The organism is Blautia sp. aa_0143 (assembly GCF_004167315.1).
Lineage (GTDB): Bacteria > Bacillota > Clostridia > Lachnospirales > Lachnospiraceae > Blautia_A > Blautia_A fusiformis.
In genome coordinates, this window is the sequence record NZ_RCXU01000016.1 from 47100 (window position 1) to 66620 (window position 19521).

A 19521-nucleotide genomic window follows, 5' to 3' on the forward strand; every position below is an offset into this window, starting at 1 on the left:
ATGAAGACGAATATACGAAAATTTCCGGCAGTGCTCCTGCTTGCGGTTCTGTGCCTGACAGTTTTTCCGATTTCAGCTATGGCAGCTGGAGTTGCGGAAGTAAAGATTCCTGTCAGCGTGGAATTGTCAGGTGAGAAGCCATCTCCGGACGAAACTTATACGATCATTCTTCAGGGTGAGGACGAAGCACCCATGCCGGAAGAAAATACGATCACGATCACAGGTGCGGGGAAAGCAGAATTTCCTGCAGTGGAATATGCTGTTCCTGGCGTATACACTTACAGCGTTTCCCAGCAGCCTGGAAAGCTGGAAAACGGACATTATGACAATACCGTTTATTATGTGAAAGTAACAGTAACGAACGGAGAGTCCGGTGATCTGGAAGCAGTTGTGGCTGCACATACCGATGCACAGATGAACAGCGAGAAACAGGATATCGGCTTTGTGAATTCCTACGATCCTGTGGATACGCCGACACCTGTACCGGAAAATACACCGACACCACTTCCGGAAAAAACTCCGACTGCAGTGCCGACCAGAACTCCGGCAGCGACCATAACGAACACGCCGATAAAACCTGACAGCAATCCGCCTGCTTCCGGAACTTCTTCCTATACAGGAAATACTGGTTCCAGTCATGTAAAAGCTATGCCAAAAACAGGAGATAACACAAACATTGCAAAATGGATCGCAGTGATCTGCGTTTCCGGATGCGTGGTATTACTGGCAGCAGTATTTGTCAGAAGAAAAAAGAAAACGGATAAATAACAGGATCCGGACAGCGGTGCGGCAGGAAAAATTTCTACCGCATCGCTTTTTTTGACGAAATGTGAGGGACAGAGGATGGCAAACGGACTTAAACTGGAAGGTCAGAGATTTGGTCATCTGACGGTACTGAAAAAACTGGATGAGCGGGAAAACAGATATGTTGTATGGCTGTGCAGATGTGATTGTGGAAATGAGATAAAAGTAAATACCAGACATCTGATGCGTGGGACTGTAAAGGACTGTGGATGTATTCCGCAAAACAGTTCTAGGAGAGGCCCGGTGGCAGAAGACCTTACAGGCCGGCGTTTCGGGAAACTTGTGGCAGTAAAAAAACTGGAAAGTAAAAACGGCAGGACCAGGTGGGAATGCCGCTGTGACTGCGGGAATATGCATATTTCCACTGCACACAGCCTGAAAGCCGGAAAATGTACCAGCTGCGGTTGCGGCCATTATGTCAGAGGTCGCGGGATCACCGACATCAGCGGACAGCGTTTCGGGCGGCTGACTGCTCTCTATCATACAGATAAAAGGAGCAAAAAGGGCTCTGTGTTCTGGCATTGTCGGTGTGACTGCGGAAATGAAGTGGATGTGACAGAGGATGGCCTTCTTCATGGTAATTACAGAAGCTGTGGCTGTCTGAGACAGGAGATATGGAAGGAGCTTCCCGGGCAGCTGCATATGGTAGATGGAACCTGTGTGGAGATGCTGGAAAAAAGAAAGCACCGCAGTGATAATACCAGCGGATTCCGTGGCGTCTATCAGCTGCGGAATGGAAAATACCGTGCTACCATCGGATTCAAGGGGAAACGATTTTATATCGGAACTTTTGTGGATTATCAGGATGCGGTCCAGGCCCGCCAGGAAGCGGAATCTACCATCCACGAAGGCTTTGTCCGCGCCTGGTACAGCTGGAACCGGCAGGCAGAAAAAGATCCCGGCTGGGCCAGAAATAATCCCCTGGTATACGAGATCCAACGGATCAACGGAGAGTTTCAGGTGACAACGAATATGAAAGAAAAAGAACTGCTGAAGTAAACTGAATATTCTCACATAAGCTGTCGCGTTAATGTGCTACAGCTTATTTTTTTGAAAAATACCGATAAAAATGTGGACAAAACCGAAAATAATGGTTAATATATACACATGCCTAAAAATCAAAAAATGAAAATTATACGAAATATATAATATAAACCCGGAACGGATAAAAAATATATAGACATATTTACAAATCGACATCGCGGATATCAATACCGGAAGAAGTGGTGAAATAACGGGAGGAAGAGAATATGCTGAAATTTTTTAAAGGAAAAGATAAAGGAAATTTAATCTATGCACCCTGCAAGGGTAGAGTGGTTCCCCTTGCGGAGGTTCCGGACCCTGTCTTTGCGGATAAGGTACTGGGTGACGGTTTTGCCGTGATCCCGGCAGACGGCAGGATATATGCTCCGGCAGACGGTGAGGTGGCAATGGTATTTGATACGCTTCATGCAGTTACGCTGACAAGCACTCAGGGAGCAGAAATACTGATACATATCGGACTGGATACAGTCACACTTAAGGGCGAACCCTTTAAAGCCCACGTTGCAGCAGGTGACAAGGTTAAAAAGGGTGATCTTCTGATAGAGGCTGATCTGGACAAAATTGAGAAAGCCGGTTTAAACACGATTATCCCGGTTCTGATCTGCAACACAGATGATTACGGAAAGATAAGCCTCCAGAAGGAGGGGGATGTTTCGGCGGATGAAGCCGTCCTCAAGCTTTCATGATCATCTTCATGCAGCTGACAGGCTTATAGCAGCCCGGAGATAGTAGCAATTTTCGGGGTGTTATAACCGGAGTGATCCGGTCAAATATATTTATTTTAAGGGAGGGGAAATATATGAAATTTCTTCAAAAACTGGGAAAAGCGTTAATGCTTCCGGTGGCAGTACTGCCGATCTGTGGTATCCTCATGGGTATCGGATACTGGTTATGTCCGGCAACTATGCAGGGTGGAGACATTCATGGCGCAGCCAATCTGATCGGTCTGTTTCTGGTTAAGGCAGGCGGAGCTCTGATCGACAACATGGCAATCCTTTTTGCTATCGGTGTTGGTGTCGGTATGTCAGAAAAGAATGACGGAACCGGCGGAATTGCTGCACTTGCATCCTAGCTGATGCTCACAACACTTCTTTCTACAGGATTTGTTACAACCATCATGCCATCAATCGCAGACAATGCAACAAAAACTCTTGCATTTGACAAAATTGCGAATCCTTTTATCGGAATCCTTGCCGGTATCATCGGATCTACATGCTATAACAAATTCAAGAGCACCAAGCTTCCTGACTGGTTGTCATTCTTCAGCGGCAAGCGCTGCGTAGCGATCATCGCAGGAGTGGTTTCCATTATCGTATCTGCTGTATTACTGTTTGTGTGGCCATTACTTTTCAGTGCACTTGTAGCATTAGGAAAAGCAGTTGCAGGTATGGATGTTGTTGGTGCAGGTATCTATGCATTCCTGAACCGTCTGCTGATCCCTACCGGATTACATCACGCACTGAACAATGTATTCTGGTTTGACACCATCGGACTTGGTGATCTTCAGCACTTCTGGGCAGGTGAAACCTCTGCAGATGTATCCTGGAGCCTTGGAATGTACATGTCCGGATTCTTCCCATGTATGATGTTTGGTATTCCTGGTGCAGCACTTGCAATGGTAAGATGTGCGAAACCTGCAAAGAAAAAAGTTGCCATCGGTCTTGTTGCATCTGCAGCGATCTGTGCATTTATCTGTGGTGTAACTGAGCCGTTCGAGTTTGGATTTATGTTCCTTGCTCCTGGCCTCTATGTGATCTATGCATTACTTTACGGTATCTTTACCATGATCACAGTTGCTCTTGGCTTCCGTGCAGGCTTCAGCTTCTCCGCCGGTGCGATGGATTTACTTTTCTCATCCTCACTTCCGGCAGCACAGAAAACATGGCTCATCCTTCCTCTTGGAATTGCAGCATTCATTGTATTCTATGTTGTATTCCTTTTTGCCATCAAGAAATTTGATCTGAAGACTCCGGGAAGAGAAGACGATGATGATCTTGAGGCAGAGAAGAATATTGAGCTTGCAAATGATGACTATACTGCTATTGCCGCAAAGATCCTTGAAGGCTGTGGCGGAAAAGAGAACATCACAAGCATCGATAACTGCATCACAAGACTGAGACTTGAGGTTAAGGATATTACAGCTGTAAATGATAAGGTGATCAAATCTGCAGGTGTTGCAGGCGTGATCAAACCTGGAAAAACTTCTGTACAGGTTATTATCGGAACCAAGGTTCAGTTTGTTGCAGATGCATTTTCTGCGCTTTGTAAATAATGGCTTTTTTGGAGTTAGGTATTTGTTAAAATAATTATGGGGGCAGCAGAACTGTGAAAACGGTTCTGCTGCTGTTTTTTGTATACCTTATATTGACCAATACTTTCAAAAAGCGTAGAATGTTACTTCGATAAAAAGCAACCGGTCAGTGCGTTTACAATTGCAATATTTCTACAGGGGGAATGAAGTTAATGAAATCCTGCATATTTCACAAAAAATATCTTTTAGCCGGCATATATATTATTTTTGTTCTGTTTACCTGCTGTAATTCCCGATTTTATCATACACCGCTGGCAAAAATATGTTCCGTAACAGAAAAACAGACTCTGAGCAGAGAAGGAACCAGGGGCTCAAAAGAATATTATTATACTCAGAATATTACGGCACGGATATTAAACGGTTCGCATAAAGGGGAAAAAATAACGGTCTCTAATGAATATACATCTTCTCAGGTTCAGACCAAGAAATATCATAAAGGAGACACCGTTCTTTTAAGCGGTTCAAAGGAAAGCCCCGGAAAAACGATACGTTCTGTAAAAAGGGATGGGTATCTGGCATTACTGGCAGGAGGATTATTTTTTCTTCTGATCTGCATTACAGGAAAGCAGGGATTTTACACGATCATATCACTGATACTGAATACAGTCATATTTGCGTATGGATTTCAGGCTTTTACAGAAGGCAAAAATATTTTAAATATCTGTAATGTCATCGCAGTTCTTTTTTCACTGACTACATTGATCTGCTTAAATGGAATTCATAGAAAAACATTTTCCTCAGTTCTTTCAACACTGTGTGTTCTGTTTCTGATCATGACATTGTTTGAATTTTCTATTTATATGTACGGAGATCTGGATTATTCCAATCTGGAATACCTTGGAAGTACAGGCAATTCAGCAGATATATTCTGGGCAGATATTATGCTGACAGGACTTGGTGCAATTATGGATGTGACGGTGACGATCAGCGCAGCAGTAGGAGAGATCGTGCGGAAAAATCCATCGGTTTCTCTGAGAAGACTGATACATTCCGGTCGTGAAATCGGATATGATATTATGGGAACCATGATAAATGTACTGCTGTTTGTTTTGGCAAGCGGCATGATTCCCATGTTCATACTTAAGATGAATAATGATATAAGTTTTATAACGATCGTGAGATACCACATTCCATATGATATCTGTCGTTTTCTGATAGAAAGTATTGGAATTGTACTGGCAATACCGGTATCTGTTTTTATTGCTTCAGCGATTATGAAAATACCATCACGGAAAAGGGGTGTCAGAGAATGATCATTTTTCTTGCATTGATTTTAATTTTTCTGGTGATCTTGATTGGCGGAGAGCGTGGAGCCATGTCAATTATGACACTGGCGGGGAATATTGTAATTTTGTTTTTTTCAATTATGCTGATGTCTGCCGGTTTTCCTGTACTGCTTCTGATATTGGTGGCAGGTGCAGGTGTCTGTTATATTTCTCTGTTTTATCAGAACGGAAATAATCCAAAGACGCGGGCGGCTTTTCTGGCTACACTGCTGGTAATGTTACTTTTGTTTATTCCGATTTATATTATTACGTGGAGATCAGGAAGTTACGGGTTAAATGAGCTGCAGATTTCGGAAGACGATTTTATGTATTATTACAGTACGGACCTTCATATTAACATGCTTCATGTAGGAATATTTGTAACTGTTTTCAGTACTCTTGGGGCTGTTATCGATACAGCATTATCTGTAACATCTTCTGTATATGAAGTCTGGACTCATAAAAACAGTCTGACAGCGAAAGAGCTTACAGCTTCCGGCTATCAGGTTGGGAAAGAAATTATCGGTACAACGGTAAATACGTTGCTGTTTGCTTATCTTGGAGGAACTATTTTATTATTTTCATACATTCAGACACAGCAATATAGCCTGGAGATCATTCTTAATTCCCAGTTCCTATTCCAGGATGTTGCAGTCATGCTATCTGGTGCGGTAGCCTGCCTTATTACCGTCCCGGTATCGATTAGATGTATTATTCGACAGATCTCATGAAGCATATCTCCACTGCACTGAATACGGAATCCATGGTCCCGATACAGATGTTCTTTCCTGTATTCAGCAGACGTGGGCTCTCTTTTATGAAAGCAGTTATTATATTTATGTATTTATGGGAGTGTTTTTACAGGCAGTTCCATTTCTGATCCTGGGAGTCCTTCTATCTTCGGCGCTTCAGACATATGTATCGGAAAAATGGATCGTAAAATTACGGAAAATGTGAAGAAAGTGTGAAATTAGCACTCGCCTATTGACAGTGCTAATAATGCGTGTTATAGTACATACAGAACAAAGGAAGAGAGAAAAAAGAAATCTTCCGGAGAAAGTTCTTACAGAATTTGCAGATGTTTTCAGAAACAGTAAATTAAAAACGCCTGCGCAGCACGCAGCGAATATAGATCAGGAGGAATGAGTTATGTTAATGCCAAGTATTTTCGGAGAAGATTTATTTGATGATTTTATGGGATATCCGACAGGCCGTCAGGCAGCTGCCAATGCTTATCCTCAGGTGAAGGATATGATGAAGACAGATATCCGTGATGTAGATGGCAATTATGAACTGGAGATCGATCTTCCGGGATTTAAGAAAGAGGATGTGAAGATCCAGCTGAAGAATGGTTATCTGAACATTCAGGCAACCAGAGAAGAGAAGAAGGACGAGAAGGATGATAAAGGTAAATATGTTCGCAGAGAACGTTATACAGGAACCTGCAACAGAAGCTTTTATGTAGGCTCGAGCATTAAGCATGAAGATATCCATGCGAAATATGAGAACGGAATCCTTCATGTAACCTTCCCGAAGGAAGAGACCAAGAAAGAAGCAGAAGAGAAGAAATTTGTTTCTATTGATTGATCAGCATTTATTGTGAAGTCCCGGTACTGGATTGCAAGCTCCGGGTGATGGAATATAGCATAATAACAATATCCGGAACAACCCAAACGGATATTGCAAATATTAAAGCTCCAAATTGCACATTGCATTTGTTTATATAAATGAATATAACCCCCTTTTTTCCACCCCTCTGCCAATGTCCGGCAGAGGGGTTCTTTACGTTTCAGCCTGAAGTACAGAGGTGAATTTTGATTATTGTTTACTGGTAATATTCCGCGAGGTGTTTTGTGTGAGCGAAAGTCACAGAAAACCCGAGACATACCGCGCGAATTTATGCGATCAGCATAAATTCTGTGCATCGCGAAGAGTGTTGCTGAGAACGGAGTGAACAGTAACGAATTCTGATTAACTTTACACTCTTTCCTCACTCTGTTATACTTGGAACAGGTAAACAGCGGAAATTCGGCAATACTATAAAATTGGGGAAAGAGTTTTTACAGAGGTGAATATATGGGAGATAAGATCAAGGTTATCATGGACTGTGATCCCGGAATCGATGACGGGATCGCACTGGCATATGCGGCAGCACATCAGGATGAACTGGAGCTGCTTGCAGTGACGACATCTGCAGGAAGTACCAGGATAGAAAGAGTGACCCAAAATGCACTGGAGCTGGTGGATTTTTACGGACTGAAGGTTCCGGTGGCAGGAGGCCAGGACCGTCCTCTTGTGAAAGCGGCAATTTATGCGGAAGAATTTCACGGAGAGACAGGGCTTGGTCATTGCGTACTGCCGGAAGCAAAATCAGAGGCTGCTTCTGACAATGCAGTGCTTTTTATCCGTGACATTCTGAATGCCATTCCGGAGGGCGAGCAGGTAGTAATGATCGAAACTGCACCAATGACTAATCTTGCACTTCTGTTGAAGGTTTTTCCTGAAATAAAGAATAAGATCAGAAAAATTGTATTTACAGGCGGTGCAGCAAAAGGCGGAAACATCACACCGGCAGCAGAATTCAACATCTACGCAGATCCGGAGGCGGCAAAGATCGTATTCGATTCCGGAATCCCACTGATCATGTGCGGACTGGATGCTACCCTGAAATGTAATCTTACCAGAAACCAGATCATGAAGCTGTGCCAGTCCGGTGATCCGGCAGCCAGAGCCTGTGGAGATATGGCTGGCTACGTACTTGAAAACTTTTCCAAATATCGCTGCGTGGCAAGTATCCATGCTGCTGTACCGTTTATGTATCTCATCCATCCGGAGTTCTTTAAAACAGAAAAAGTATTCCTGGATGTGGATTGTTCAGACGGTGCCGGACGGGGTGCTACATTATGCGATTTTCGCTGGTGGCTACACGAAGAAGACGAAATGAAAGATATGATTCTGACAGATGCAGATACAGAAAGCTTCCAGCAGGAGCTGTTTGAAGCGATTTATTCTGTGTCCGAATGCAGAACCGGGAAATAACCGGGATCAGACCATGAAGCAGCTGCGTTCATAAGATATAGAGGAGCAGAACACAGTGCCTGCTCTTTATAAGGATATCTGCGCACACTGTCAGATAAGAGGACAGAAAACCCATGAACTATATTGTATTTGACCTGGAATGGAACCAGAATCCGGATGGAAGAAGACATCCGGATAGTCGGCTCCCGTTTGAGATCATAGAGATCGGGGCAGTAAAATTAAATGAAAAAAGAGAGATCGTTGATACCTTTCAGTGCCTGATCAAGCCCAAAGTGTACCACTGGATCCACGACAGTATCCATGAAGTGATCCACGTGGATTATCATGAACTGGAAAAAGGAATCCCTTTTCCAAGGGCAATCCGCAGATTTCTGGAATGGTGCGGGGAGGAGTATCGCTTTTTTACCTGGGGAGACCAGGATGTGATGGAACTTCAGCGCAATATGAAATACTATAATCTTCTGAAGCTGATGCCAGGGCCGGTGCATTACTACGATGTGCAGAAACTTTTCAGCATAAAATTCGAGGATGGAATATCCCGGCGTTCCCTGGAATATGCTACAGACTACCTGCAGCTTCCCAAAAACCGGGATTTTCACCGGGCACTGGCAGACGCCAGCTATACGGCCAGGATACTCCTGGAGATCGATGAAGCCTGCATGATCCGCCATCCGTCCCTGGATGTATATCAGAATCCAAAATCCAGAGACAGCGAGATCTATATTTCCTATACAGACCATGACAAGTTTGTGTCCAGGGAATTTGTATCAAAGGAGCGTCTGATGAAGGACCGTACCATGGTAAGTACCATGTGTCCCATTTGCAGATGCCCTGCCAAGAGGAAGATCCGCTGGTTCAGTACCAACAATTCCAAGGTATATTACAGCCTTGCCCTTTGCCATGAGCATGGACCTGTTGCCGGAAAGATCCGGATCCGAAAAACCGATGAGGGAAAATATTTCGGGGTGAAGACCCTGAGAGCAGAAGATACAGAAGCGGCGGATGAGATCCGTGAAAAGCACGAATCTCTCCGCCGCAGGAAAATGTTACGAAGTCAGGAGAAGATCTGATACGATGTTTCGTTCGTATTGCATTCCCCATCCGACCATTTGTTTCTTATAATAATATTTGCTTTTCAGACGCAATGGGCCGACAGCATTCTGAAGAACGGCCTGGCGTTTGTTAAGCTGTGATTTTTTGATATCTTTTGGAAGAGTCACATAAACCTTTGTCTGATAATAAAACGGATAGGTGTTTCCGTTATTCTTAAGGATATATTTGTCACAAGGGAGTACCTTAAACGGGACTGGCTCCATGGACACCTTCATATCCACCTTTTCAAAATTTTCAAAACCATAATTAAAAAGAGAAGCGGTATCGCTGTAAGCATTTGCCGCGGAAGTAGAATTCAGGATCACGGCTACCAGCGTTATATTTCCTCGTTTGCAGTAGGTGACAAGTGTGTTGCCGGATGCATCCGTGTAGCCTGTTTTTCCGCCACGGACGCCTTCATAATAATATTCGCCGTTTTTCATCATCTTGTGATGATTGAGTAGCTGGCGGGCTTCCGCAAATTTATTGGTAGGCGGGATCTCGTAATAACGTTTGGTGCAGTATCGCCGGAAAAGAGGATTCAGCCAGGCGGATTTGGCGATCTTTGCCATGTCGGAGGCTGTAGTGTAATGATTCTCATCCGGAAGACCGTTGGGATTGTTAAAGTGTGTGTTCTTGCAGCCAAAAAGCTTGGCGCGCCAGTTCATGAGCTCTGTGAATTTCTTTACAGAGCCGGAAACTTCTTCCGCAACGGCGACAGACATTTCATTAGCGGACTGGAGCATGACAGCCATCAGGGCCTGATCCCTGGTGAATTTTTCACCGGGAGCAGCATAAATACTGGAATCTCCGGCAGTTACACTGGTGGAAGCTTTTTCAGATACGGTAATGTTTGTCTTAGTATTCAGATTTTCGCAGGCAAGCAGTGTAGTCAGGATCTTCGTGATGCTGGCAGGGTAGAGCTGTGTGTCCGCATTTTTGGAATAAAGAACGGCTTCTGTATTTACGTCCATAAGGACTGCAGCCTGTGCTTCGATGCTGGGACCTTTGGGCCACCCGTCAATGGAATCGGTGTCGGCAGCCTGTGAATAATAGCTGGAGTGAGCAGGCGTGACTGCTGCGGCCTGACCATCAGGAACCGGTGTGGCAGTGACGATAGGATCACCATATTCATCGTATCCATAGGCAGCCGCCGCGCAGGGAGCTGCGCCTGTGAGCAGGATCCCTATGCCGAGAATGCCTGCAAAGATCCGACGCAAGGATTGTTTTTTCATATTTTTCATAACAAGATACCTTTCAGTGATAAATCCGGGAGAGAAGGTTATTATTTATCTGGAAATCAGTAACCGAAAAAACTCTTGCCCGTTTTGTGATGAGGTGCAGTATTTCATTAATTATAGCATTGTATTAATGAAACGCTGTATTTTTGCCCTCAAGATTCTGTAGTAGTATACCACTTTCCTCCCGGAAAAACCACTTGCAGTCTGTGAAAATTCCATTAAGAAGAAGTGAACATACATATAATAAGAAAAATCCATGAAAACACTTGACATATGGATTTTCCCCAACCTATAATAGACAGCGTATATAGAAAAAGCTGTGATGGAGACAGTAGGCCATATGGAAAGCTTGCAGCGAACTGGGGATGGTGGGAGCCTGGGACGAGTAAATATGGCGGAATATCACTCCTGAGCTTCAGTTCCGAAGTTGTCCGGCAGCAGCCGGAAGAATATCTGATATACAGATGATCTTTAAGTAAGAACTGACGGATTTCCTCCGTTACAGGGAACATATATCGGCAGATACAAAGAATTGTCCGCCATGAACAGACATGGAACAACAGCCCGCGCCATAACACAGAGCATAAGAACACAGCAGAAGACGCAGGGATCCGGACACAGGCCCGTATAATGTAACAGGTGGTACAGCGAATCAGACTTCGTCCTTTTACAGGATGGGGTCTTTTTTTATAAGTGCCCGAAGCATTGGCACGAACAGGTATCTGTGAAGAAACAATCCGCTGTGGCCTTACAGATGAGGCAGCAGCCAGTAATCAGACACAGGAGGTAAATATTGTGTATCGTAAAGTTGACACGAATCTGAATTTTGTTGACCGTGAAAAAGAAGTCGAGAAATTCTGGAAAGACAACAAGATTTTCGAAAAGAGTATGGACAGCCGTAAAGAGGGCGAGACATACACATTCTATGACGGACCGCCTACCGCAAATGGTAAGCCACATATCGGACACGTTCTGACACGAGTTATCAAGGATATGATCCCGAGATACCGTACAATGAAGGGGTACATGGTTCCGAGAAAAGCAGGATGGGATACTCACGGACTTCCGGTTGAGCTTGAGGTTGAGAAGAAGCTTGGCCTTGACGGCAAGGAGCAGATTGAGGAGTACGGAATGGAGCCGTTCATTCAGCAGTGTAAGGAGAGCGTATGGAAATACAAGGGAATGTGGGAGGATTTCTCCTCTACCGTTGGTTTCTGGGCTGACATGGAGCATCCGTATGTAACATATGACAACAATTTCATCGAGTCCGAGTGGTGGGCGCTGAAAGAGATCTGGGAAAAAGGTCTTCTTTATAAAGGCTTTAAGATCGTTCCTTATTGCCCACGCTGTGGAACTCCGCTTTCCGCACAGGAGGTTTCTCAGGGCTACAAGACTGTTAAAGAGCGCTCTGCGATCGTACGTTTCAAGGTTGTTGGTGAGGACGCATACTTCCTGGCATGGACAACAACACCATGGACACTTCCGTCCAACGTTGCACTTTGTGTAAACCCGGATGAGATCTACTGCAAGGTAAAAGCAGCAGACGGCTACACCTACTACATGGCAGAGGCACTTCTGGACAAGGTTCTCGGCAAGCTTGCAAAGGATGATGAGCCTGCATATGAGATCCTTGAGAAATATAAAGGAACAGACCTTGAGCGCAGAGAATATGAGCCGCTTTTTGCATGTGCAGGAGAGGCAGCAGCAAAACAGCGCAAAAAAGCTCATTTCGTAACCTGTGACAACTACGTTACCATGAGTGATGGTACCGGTATCGTTCATATCGCACCTGCATTTGGTGAGGATGACAGCCGTGTCGGACGTGAGTATGACCTTCCGTTCGTACAGTTCGTAGACGGACAGGGCAACATGACCAAAGAGACACCATACGCAGGTGTATTCGTAAAGAAAGCGGACCCGATGGTCCTCACAGACCTTGACAAAGAGGGCAAGCTTTTTGACGCACCGAAATTCGAGCATGATTATCCGCACTGCTGGAGATGTGACACACCGCTTATCTACTATGCACGTGAGTCCTGGTTCATCAAGATGACTGCAGTAAAGGATGATCTGATCCGTAACAACAATACTATCAACTGGATTCCAGAGAGCATCGGTAAGGGTCGTTTCGGTGACTGGCTTGAGAACGTTCAGGACTGGGGTATTTCCAGAAACCGTTACTGGGGAACACCACTGAACATCTGGCAGTGTGAGTGCGGACATATGGAATCCGTAGGAAGCCGCCAGGATCTCTATGAGAAGAGTGGTGACGAGCGTGCGAAGACCATCGAGCTTCACCGTCCATACATTGATGATATCACCATGAAGTGTCCGGACTGCGGCAAGACTATGCACCGTGTACCGGAGGTAATCGACTGCTGGTTCGATTCCGGAGCAATGCCTTTTGCGCAGCATCATTATCCATTTGAGAATAAGGACCTGTTCGAGCAGCAGTTCCCGGCAGACTTCATCTCCGAGGCTGTTGACCAGACAAGAGGATGGTTCTACTCCCTTCTTGCTGAGTCCACACTGCTTTTCAATAAGGCTCCGTATAAGAATGTAATCGTTCTGGGACATGTACAGGATGAGAACGGACAGAAGATGAGTAAGTCCAAGGGAAATGCAGTAGATCCGTTTGATGCACTGAACAAATACGGCGCAGATGCGATCCGCTGGTATTTTTACATCAACAGTGCTCCATGGCTTCCGAACCGTTTCCACGGCAAGGCAGTTGTAGAGGGACAGAGAAAGTTCATGAGCACTCTGTGGAACACCTACGCATTCTTCGTACTGTATGCGAACATTGACAATTTTGATGCAACTAAATATACTTTAAATTACGATAAGCTTCCGGTTATGGATAAATGGCTGCTTAGCAAGCTGAATACCATGGTGAAGACTGTCGATGCGGATCTTGATTCCTACAAGATTCCGGAGGCTGCAAGAGCACTCCAGGAATTTGTTGACGATATGAGTAACTGGTATGTAAGAAGAAGCCGTGAGCGTTTCTGGGCAAAGGGCATGGAGCAGGATAAGATCAATGCTTACATGACACTTTACACAGCACTGGTAACAGTTGCTAAGGCTGCAGCTCCGATGATCCCGTTCATGACTGAGGATATCTACCAGAACCTTGTAAGAAGCATTGATGCAGACGCTCCGGAGAGTATCCATCTCTGCGATTACCCGGAGGTAAACGAGGCATGGATCGACAAGGATCTTGAGGCAAACATGGAAGAGCTTCTTGAGATCGTTGTTCTCGGACGTGCATGCAGAAATACCGCAAACATCAAGAACCGTCAGCCGATCGGAACCATGTATGTAAAGGCTGAGAAAGCTATGGATAAATTCTACACAGATATCATCGCAGATGAGCTTAACGTAAAAGAAGTGAAATTCGCAGATGATGTAGAGTCCTTCATTTCCTACAGCTTCAAGCCGCAGCTTCGTACAGTAGGACCGAAATACGGCAAGCTTCTGAACGGCATCCGTACCGCACTCTCCGAGATCGACGGAACCGCAGCAATGAAAGAGCTGAGAGATAATGGTGTTCTCGTTCTTGACATTGACGGAAACAGAGTCGAGCTTGCAGAGGAAGACTTATTGATCGAAACAGCCCAGAGCGAGGGCTATGTGACAGAGACAGACGGTGAGACATCCGTTGTCCTTGATACAAACCTTACACCTGAACTGATCCAGGAGGGCTTTGTCCGCGAGATTATCAGCAAGGTTCAGACCATGCGTAAAGAGGCTGGTTTCGAAGTCATGGACAAGATCATTGTCTATGCAAAAGATAACGATAAGATCATGGATATCATGAAAGCAAACCAGGATGAGATCAAACGTGAAGTACTGGCAGAAAACATTATTCTGGGAGAAGCAGAGGGTTACACCAAGGAGTGGAACATCAACAAAGAGGCTGTAACACTGGGAGTATCCAAAGTACAGGAGGAAAACTAATGATTGACAAGCAGTTTGAGAAAGAGGAATTCAAAAAAAGTGTAAAAGAAAACGTAAAATTCCTTTATCGAAAAACACTGGAAGAGGCTACACAGGAGCAGATCTTTCAGGCTGTAAGCTACACTGTGAAGGACGTGATCATTGACAACTGGCTCAAGAGCCAGAAGGCGTATGAAAAACAGGACCCGAAGATCGTATATTATATGTCCATGGAATTCCTTATGGGCCGTGCCCTTGGAAACAACCTGATCAACCTTGGTGCATACGGCGAGGTTAAGGAGGCTCTTGAGGAGCTTGGACTTGACATTAACTGCATCGAAGACCAGGAGCCGGATCCGGCTCTTGGAAACGGTGGACTTGGAAGACTGGCAGCATGCTTTCTGGATTCTCTTGCAACTCTCAACTACTGTGCATACGGATGCGGAATCCGTTACCGTTATGGTATGTTCAAGCAGGAGATCCGTGACGGTTATCAGGTAGAGGCACCGGATAACTGGCTGAAGAACGGCTATCCTTTCGAGCTCCGTCGTCCGGAGTATGCAAAAGAGGTTCATTTCGGCGGATATGTACGCGTTGAGTGGGATCCGGTGAAGAACGAGAATAAATTCATCCATGAAGGATATCAGGCAGTTAAGGCTGTTCCTTACGATATGCCGATCACAGGTTATAACAACGATGTTGTAAACACACTTCGTATCTGGGATGCAGAGCCGATCGTAGACTTCAACCTTGACTCTTTTGACAAGGGTGATTATCACAACGCAGTAGAGCAGGAGAACCTTGCACGTACTATCGTAGAGGTGCTTTATCCGAATGATAACCATATGGCAGGTAAAGAGCTTCGTCTGAAACAGCAGTACTTCTTCGTATCTGCCAGCCTTCAGGCAGCGATTGCCAAATACAAAAAAACACACGACGACATTACCAAGCTTCATGAGAAGGTTGTATTCCAGATGAATGATACTCATCCGACAGTTGCAGTTGCAGAGTTGATGCGTATTCTTATCGATGAGGAAGGTCTTGGCTGGGATCAGGCATGGGATATCACAACAAAATGCTGTGCTTACACCAACCACACCATCATGTCCGAGGCACTTGAGAAATGGCCGATCGAGCTGTTCTCCAGACTGCTTCCGCGTGTATACCAGATCATCGAGGAGATCAACCGTCGTTTCATTCTTGAGATCCAGCAGAAATATCCTGGAAACTTCGAGAAGATCAAGAAGATGGCGATCATCTATGACGGACAGGTTAAGATGGCTCACCTTGCGATCGTTGCAGGCTACTCTGTAAACGGTGTTGCACGCCTTCATACCGAGATCCTCAAGAATCAGGAGCTGAAGGATTTCTATGAGATGATGCCTGAGAAGTTCAACAATAAAACAAACGGTATCACACAGAGACGTTTCCTTGCTCATGGAAACCCGCTTCTGGCTGACTGGGTAACAGACAAGATTGGACCGGACTGGATCACAGATCTTTCCCAGCTTTCCAAGCTTAAAGTTTACGCAGACGATGAGAAGGCTCTTCAGGAGTTCATGACCATCAAGTTCAAGAACAAAGAGCGTCTTGCAAAATATATCCTGGAGCACAATGGTGTTGAGGTTGACCCGCACTCTATCTTCGATATCCAGGTTAAGAGACTTCATGAGTACAAACGTCAGCTTCTTAACATCCTGCATGTGATCTATCTGTACAACCAGATCAAGGCACATCCGGAGATGGATTTCTATCCAAGAACATTTATCTTTGGTGCAAAAGCTTCCGCAGCTTACGCACGTGCAAAGAAGATCATCAAGCTGATTAACTGTGTGGCAGATGTTGTAAACAATGATGCTTCCATCAACGGCAAGCTGAAGGTTGTATTCATCGAGAACTACCGTGTATCCAACGCTGAGATCATTTTTGCGGCAGCAGATGTTTCCGAACAGATCTCCACAGCAAGTAAAGAGGCTTCCGGTACAGGTAACATGAAATTCATGCTGAACGGTGCTCCGACACTTGGAACCATGGATGGTGCTAACGTTGAGATCGTACAGGAGGTTGGCGAGGAGAATGCATTTATCTTCGGTATGAGCTCCGACCAGATCATCAACTATGAGAACAACGGCGGTTACGATCCGGACTTCATCTACAACACAGATCCGGAGATCCGTCAGGTACTGATGCAGCTGATCAACGGAACCTTCTCCAGCGATACAGAGATGTTCCGTGATATCTACAATTCACTTCTCGACAAACGCAACATGCCGAGACCTGACCAGTACTTCATCCTTGGCGACTTCCGTTCCTATGCAGAGGCACAGAAGCGTGTTGAGGAAGCATATAAGGATGAGAAACGCTGGGCTAAGATGGCACTTCTTAATACAGCATGCAGCGGTAAGTTCACATCCGACAGAACTATCCAGGAGTATGTAGATGATATCTGGCATCTGGATAAGGTTGTTGTGAAAGAGAACTAAGATATAGAAAGTAATCTGCAAAGTATTACTATAAAATAAATTTCCACACAAAAACAGGGCGCGTCAGAAGTGGCGACGGCCCTGTTTTTTGTGTGGAAATTATGCCGGATTGATGACGATCCGGTTCCGCCTGGCCAGTGCAATGGCGATATGGCAGCCTTCCGCGATGGCGCAGGCTTTATCGGCAAAGCTGATGATCCAGGCTTCCCTGTTGCGTGGAAGAGGTCCCAGAGGGAACATATGTGAGAGTATCGCATCCAGCTCTCTGTCTGTGACATCAAAGTGTGCGGCACTGTTGTCTGCGGCAGCCTTCGGGTGATAAAACGCCTGATGCTCACCGGTCGGTGTCTTCGCCCTGAAGTCATAGGGACAGAAATCGTGGAGAAGTCCTGCCCTTGCGGCGGCTTTCTCGTCACATCCCAGCTTCCTGGCAATGAACCAGGAGAGGTAAGAAACATTGATACTGTGCATGAGCCGTGTGGTCCACTGGTGGTGGGTGTACAGGCTCAGCTTCAGGAACTCTCTGTTACAGAGGATGTTCTTCACAAGCGTATGATATTCCTGTGAGACCTCATCCGACACCGTGATATCCATCGGCAATCACCTTCTTTCTTTTGTTTATAATTTCATTATGACGATTATGGAGAAAAATGCAATATGGTTTATAGTTTTTTTAGAAATTAGCTTGGACAAATTTATTTGGGATGGGAAATGTCAGCGCGCAGAAGTAAGGAGAATGTTTTTTGGGGGTCTGTTCTTTGGGAAATTATGGTATAGTAAAGTGAAAACGCTATAACGGTTTTATGGACAGCTATAAGATAGGCTGAAAATAGTTGATTTAGATGGTTGACATAATAAAAAGAAGAGGAGCGTAATATATATGAAACCAGAAAAACTGATCGAAGTACTTTCCGTTGCAGAGCGGTTAAAGGATGCAGTGCGTCATAGTTATACTTCCGGTGGCAGGCGGGAGAGCGTTGCAGAGCATTCCTGGAGGATCACGTTGATGGCATATTTTGTCAGTGATGAGTTTCCTGAGGCAGATCTTCTGAAAATTATGAAAATGTGCCTCATCCATGATCTGGGAGAAGCTTTTACCGGGGATATCCCAGCCTTTGAAAAAACGGATAAGGATTCGGAGAAAGAAGCCGATGTGCTGGGAGAATGGGTGAAGACTCTGCCGGAGCCGTTCGATAAAGAGATGGCGGAACTATATCAGGAGATGGAAGCGCAGCGAACTCTGGAGGCCAGGATTTATAAAGCGCTGGACAAGCTGGAAGCCCTGATTCAGCACAATGAATCCGATATTAAAACCTGGATTCCGCTGGAGTATGATCTGCAGATGATTTACGGAAATGAGCAGGTGAAATTCTCAGAATATCTGACAGAGCTTCGCGCAAAGGTTCGGGAAGATAGTATACAGAAAATTCAGAAAAAAGGTTGTTGAATATGAATAACTCATGTATACTAATATGTATGGAATAAGTCCAAAATGCTTATAAAAGGGGGAAAAAGTAATGAAAAAAGCAGTAAAGAGATTATTGGTGTTATTTCTGGCACTTACATTTATCGTGACAGATCTTGCAGTAGCACCGGTCACAGCGCAGGCGGCGGGTACACTCAAATTTACTAAGTCTGTTGCTCTTATGAAAGGTGAGGAAATCGGATATGGAATCATAAACTCCGTCAGATCCGACAAAGTTCTGGGACTGAAATCCAGTAATACCAGTGTGGTATCAGTAAAAAAAATGCCGTTTCTGGATGATTATACCCTTACGCTGAAGGCAAAAAAAACAGGAACTTCTATCATATCCTTCAAAGTAAAAAGAAAGAATGGAAAAACATATTCTTTCAAATCTAAAGTTACGGTACATAATTATTCAAATCCGTTAAACGTGTGCAAATTCGGAAGAAAAGATTATAAAAAATCCTTTGATAAAAAGACCATGGTCCCGGTTGCAAAAGGTTATCCCAGAAAGGCAAAAGTATGTATCACTGCAAAGAAGGGCTACAAGATAGTTGCAATATATTACAGTGAACACGGAACCGGAAGACAGAGAAAGATCAAAAATGGAAGCACAGTCATTTTGGATGGAGAACATTATCTGCAGATATTGTATAAGAATACCAGCAAAAATTATGTATCATCGGTATATCTGGATGGATATAGTATGTAGAGATGACGAAAAAAGGAACCGGGAGACCGGTTCCTTTTTTGGTGATTTCAGAACATCTCTGAGTGCTGGTATTTCAAGGCTTTTTGGAATGTTTTTATTTGCTTTATATTAGCACACTGGGTGATT

14 protein-coding genes and 1 pseudogene are annotated in these 19521 nt (G+C 44.7%); 13 read left to right on the plus strand and 2 right to left on the minus strand.

From position 1 onward, the window contains the following. The 9 genes and pseudogenes from EAI83_RS09675 to EAI83_RS09720 all read left to right on the plus strand — a co-directional run bounded on the left by EAI83_RS09675 (window position 1) and on the right by EAI83_RS09720 (window position 9533). Window positions 1–768 carry a Spy0128 family protein gene (locus tag EAI83_RS09675; RefSeq protein WP_110103067.1) on the plus strand — a complete coding sequence of 256 codons (768 nt, stop codon included), beginning with the start codon at window positions 1–3 and terminating at the stop codon, window positions 766–768. A 75-nt stretch (window positions 769–843) separates the two neighbouring features. Then, window positions 844–1803 carry a transcriptional regulator gene (locus EAI83_RS17260; RefSeq protein ID WP_173741659.1) on the plus strand — a complete coding sequence of 320 codons (960 nt, stop codon included), beginning with the start codon at window positions 844–846 and terminating at the stop codon, window positions 1801–1803. Between the two features lie 251 nt (window positions 1804–2054). Further along, the gene (locus tag EAI83_RS09685; protein ID WP_015526406.1) at window positions 2055–2534 is read left to right on the plus strand and encodes a PTS sugar transporter subunit IIA; all 480 of its coding nucleotides are present in this window, start codon (window positions 2055–2057) and stop codon (window positions 2532–2534) included. 113 nt (window positions 2535–2647) lie between these two features. Continuing rightward, window positions 2648–4120, plus strand: a pseudogene (locus EAI83_RS17870) (PTS transporter subunit EIIC). Between the two features lie 191 nt (window positions 4121–4311). Further along, window positions 4312–5412, plus strand: a complete 1101-nt coding sequence (locus EAI83_RS09695; RefSeq protein WP_129975223.1) for a YibE/F family protein — start codon at window positions 4312–4314, stop codon at window positions 5410–5412. Beyond that, on the plus strand, window positions 5409–6155 hold the full coding sequence (locus tag EAI83_RS09700) for a YibE/F family protein (protein ID WP_114002476.1): 747 nt from the start codon (window positions 5409–5411) through the stop codon (window positions 6153–6155). Before EAI83_RS09695 ends, EAI83_RS09700 begins: the two co-directional genes overlap by 4 nt. 418 nt (window positions 6156–6573) lie before the next feature. Continuing rightward, the gene (locus tag EAI83_RS09710) at window positions 6574–7011 is read left to right on the plus strand and encodes an Hsp20/alpha crystallin family protein (protein ID WP_015526401.1); all 438 of its coding nucleotides are present in this window, start codon (window positions 6574–6576) and stop codon (window positions 7009–7011) included. A 489-nt stretch (window positions 7012–7500) separates the two neighbouring features. Next, complete coding sequence (locus EAI83_RS09715) at window positions 7501–8463, plus strand: nucleoside hydrolase (RefSeq protein ID WP_129975225.1); 963 nt, start codon at window positions 7501–7503, stop codon at window positions 8461–8463. Between the two features lie 113 nt (window positions 8464–8576). Further along, a complete protein-coding gene (locus tag EAI83_RS09720; RefSeq protein ID WP_021650273.1) occupies window positions 8577–9533 on the plus strand; it encodes a 3'-5' exonuclease in 957 nt (318 codons plus the stop codon). On the opposite strand, the gene EAI83_RS09725 is transcribed toward EAI83_RS09720, so the two are convergent. Beyond that, the gene (locus EAI83_RS09725) at window positions 9510–10799 is read right to left on the minus strand and encodes a D-alanyl-D-alanine carboxypeptidase family protein (protein WP_129975227.1); all 1290 of its coding nucleotides are present in this window, start codon (window positions 10797–10799) and stop codon (window positions 9510–9512) included. The two genes, EAI83_RS09720 and EAI83_RS09725, sit on opposite strands and share 24 nt — an antisense overlap. 792 nt (window positions 10800–11591) lie before the next feature. Here EAI83_RS09725 and ileS point away from each other — a divergent pair. Together ileS and EAI83_RS09735 are read left to right on the plus strand one after the other, a co-directional pair. After that, window positions 11592–14756 carry an isoleucine--tRNA ligase gene (gene ileS / locus EAI83_RS09730; RefSeq protein ID WP_129975259.1) on the plus strand — a complete coding sequence of 1055 codons (3165 nt, stop codon included), beginning with the start codon at window positions 11592–11594 and terminating at the stop codon, window positions 14754–14756. Then, window positions 14756–17218, plus strand: coding sequence for a glycogen/starch/alpha-glucan phosphorylase (locus tag EAI83_RS09735; protein WP_021650270.1), 2463 nt, complete (start codon window positions 14756–14758; stop codon window positions 17216–17218). Before ileS ends, EAI83_RS09735 begins: the two co-directional genes overlap by 1 nt. A gap of 99 nt (window positions 17219–17317) precedes the next feature. On the opposite strand, the gene EAI83_RS09740 is transcribed toward EAI83_RS09735, so the two are convergent. After that, on the minus strand, window positions 17318–17812 hold the full coding sequence (locus EAI83_RS09740) for an HD domain-containing protein (RefSeq protein ID WP_129975229.1): 495 nt from the start codon (window positions 17810–17812) through the stop codon (window positions 17318–17320). A 286-nt stretch (window positions 17813–18098) separates the two neighbouring features. Here EAI83_RS09740 and EAI83_RS09745 point away from each other — a divergent pair, with 286 nt between their 5' ends. Continuing rightward, window positions 18099–18665, plus strand: a complete 567-nt coding sequence (locus tag EAI83_RS09745; RefSeq protein WP_015526394.1) for an HD domain-containing protein — start codon at window positions 18099–18101, stop codon at window positions 18663–18665. A gap of 70 nt (window positions 18666–18735) precedes the next feature. After that, complete coding sequence (locus EAI83_RS09750) at window positions 18736–19395, plus strand: hypothetical protein (RefSeq protein WP_129975231.1); 660 nt, start codon at window positions 18736–18738, stop codon at window positions 19393–19395. Window positions 19396–19521 lie beyond the last annotated feature (126 nt).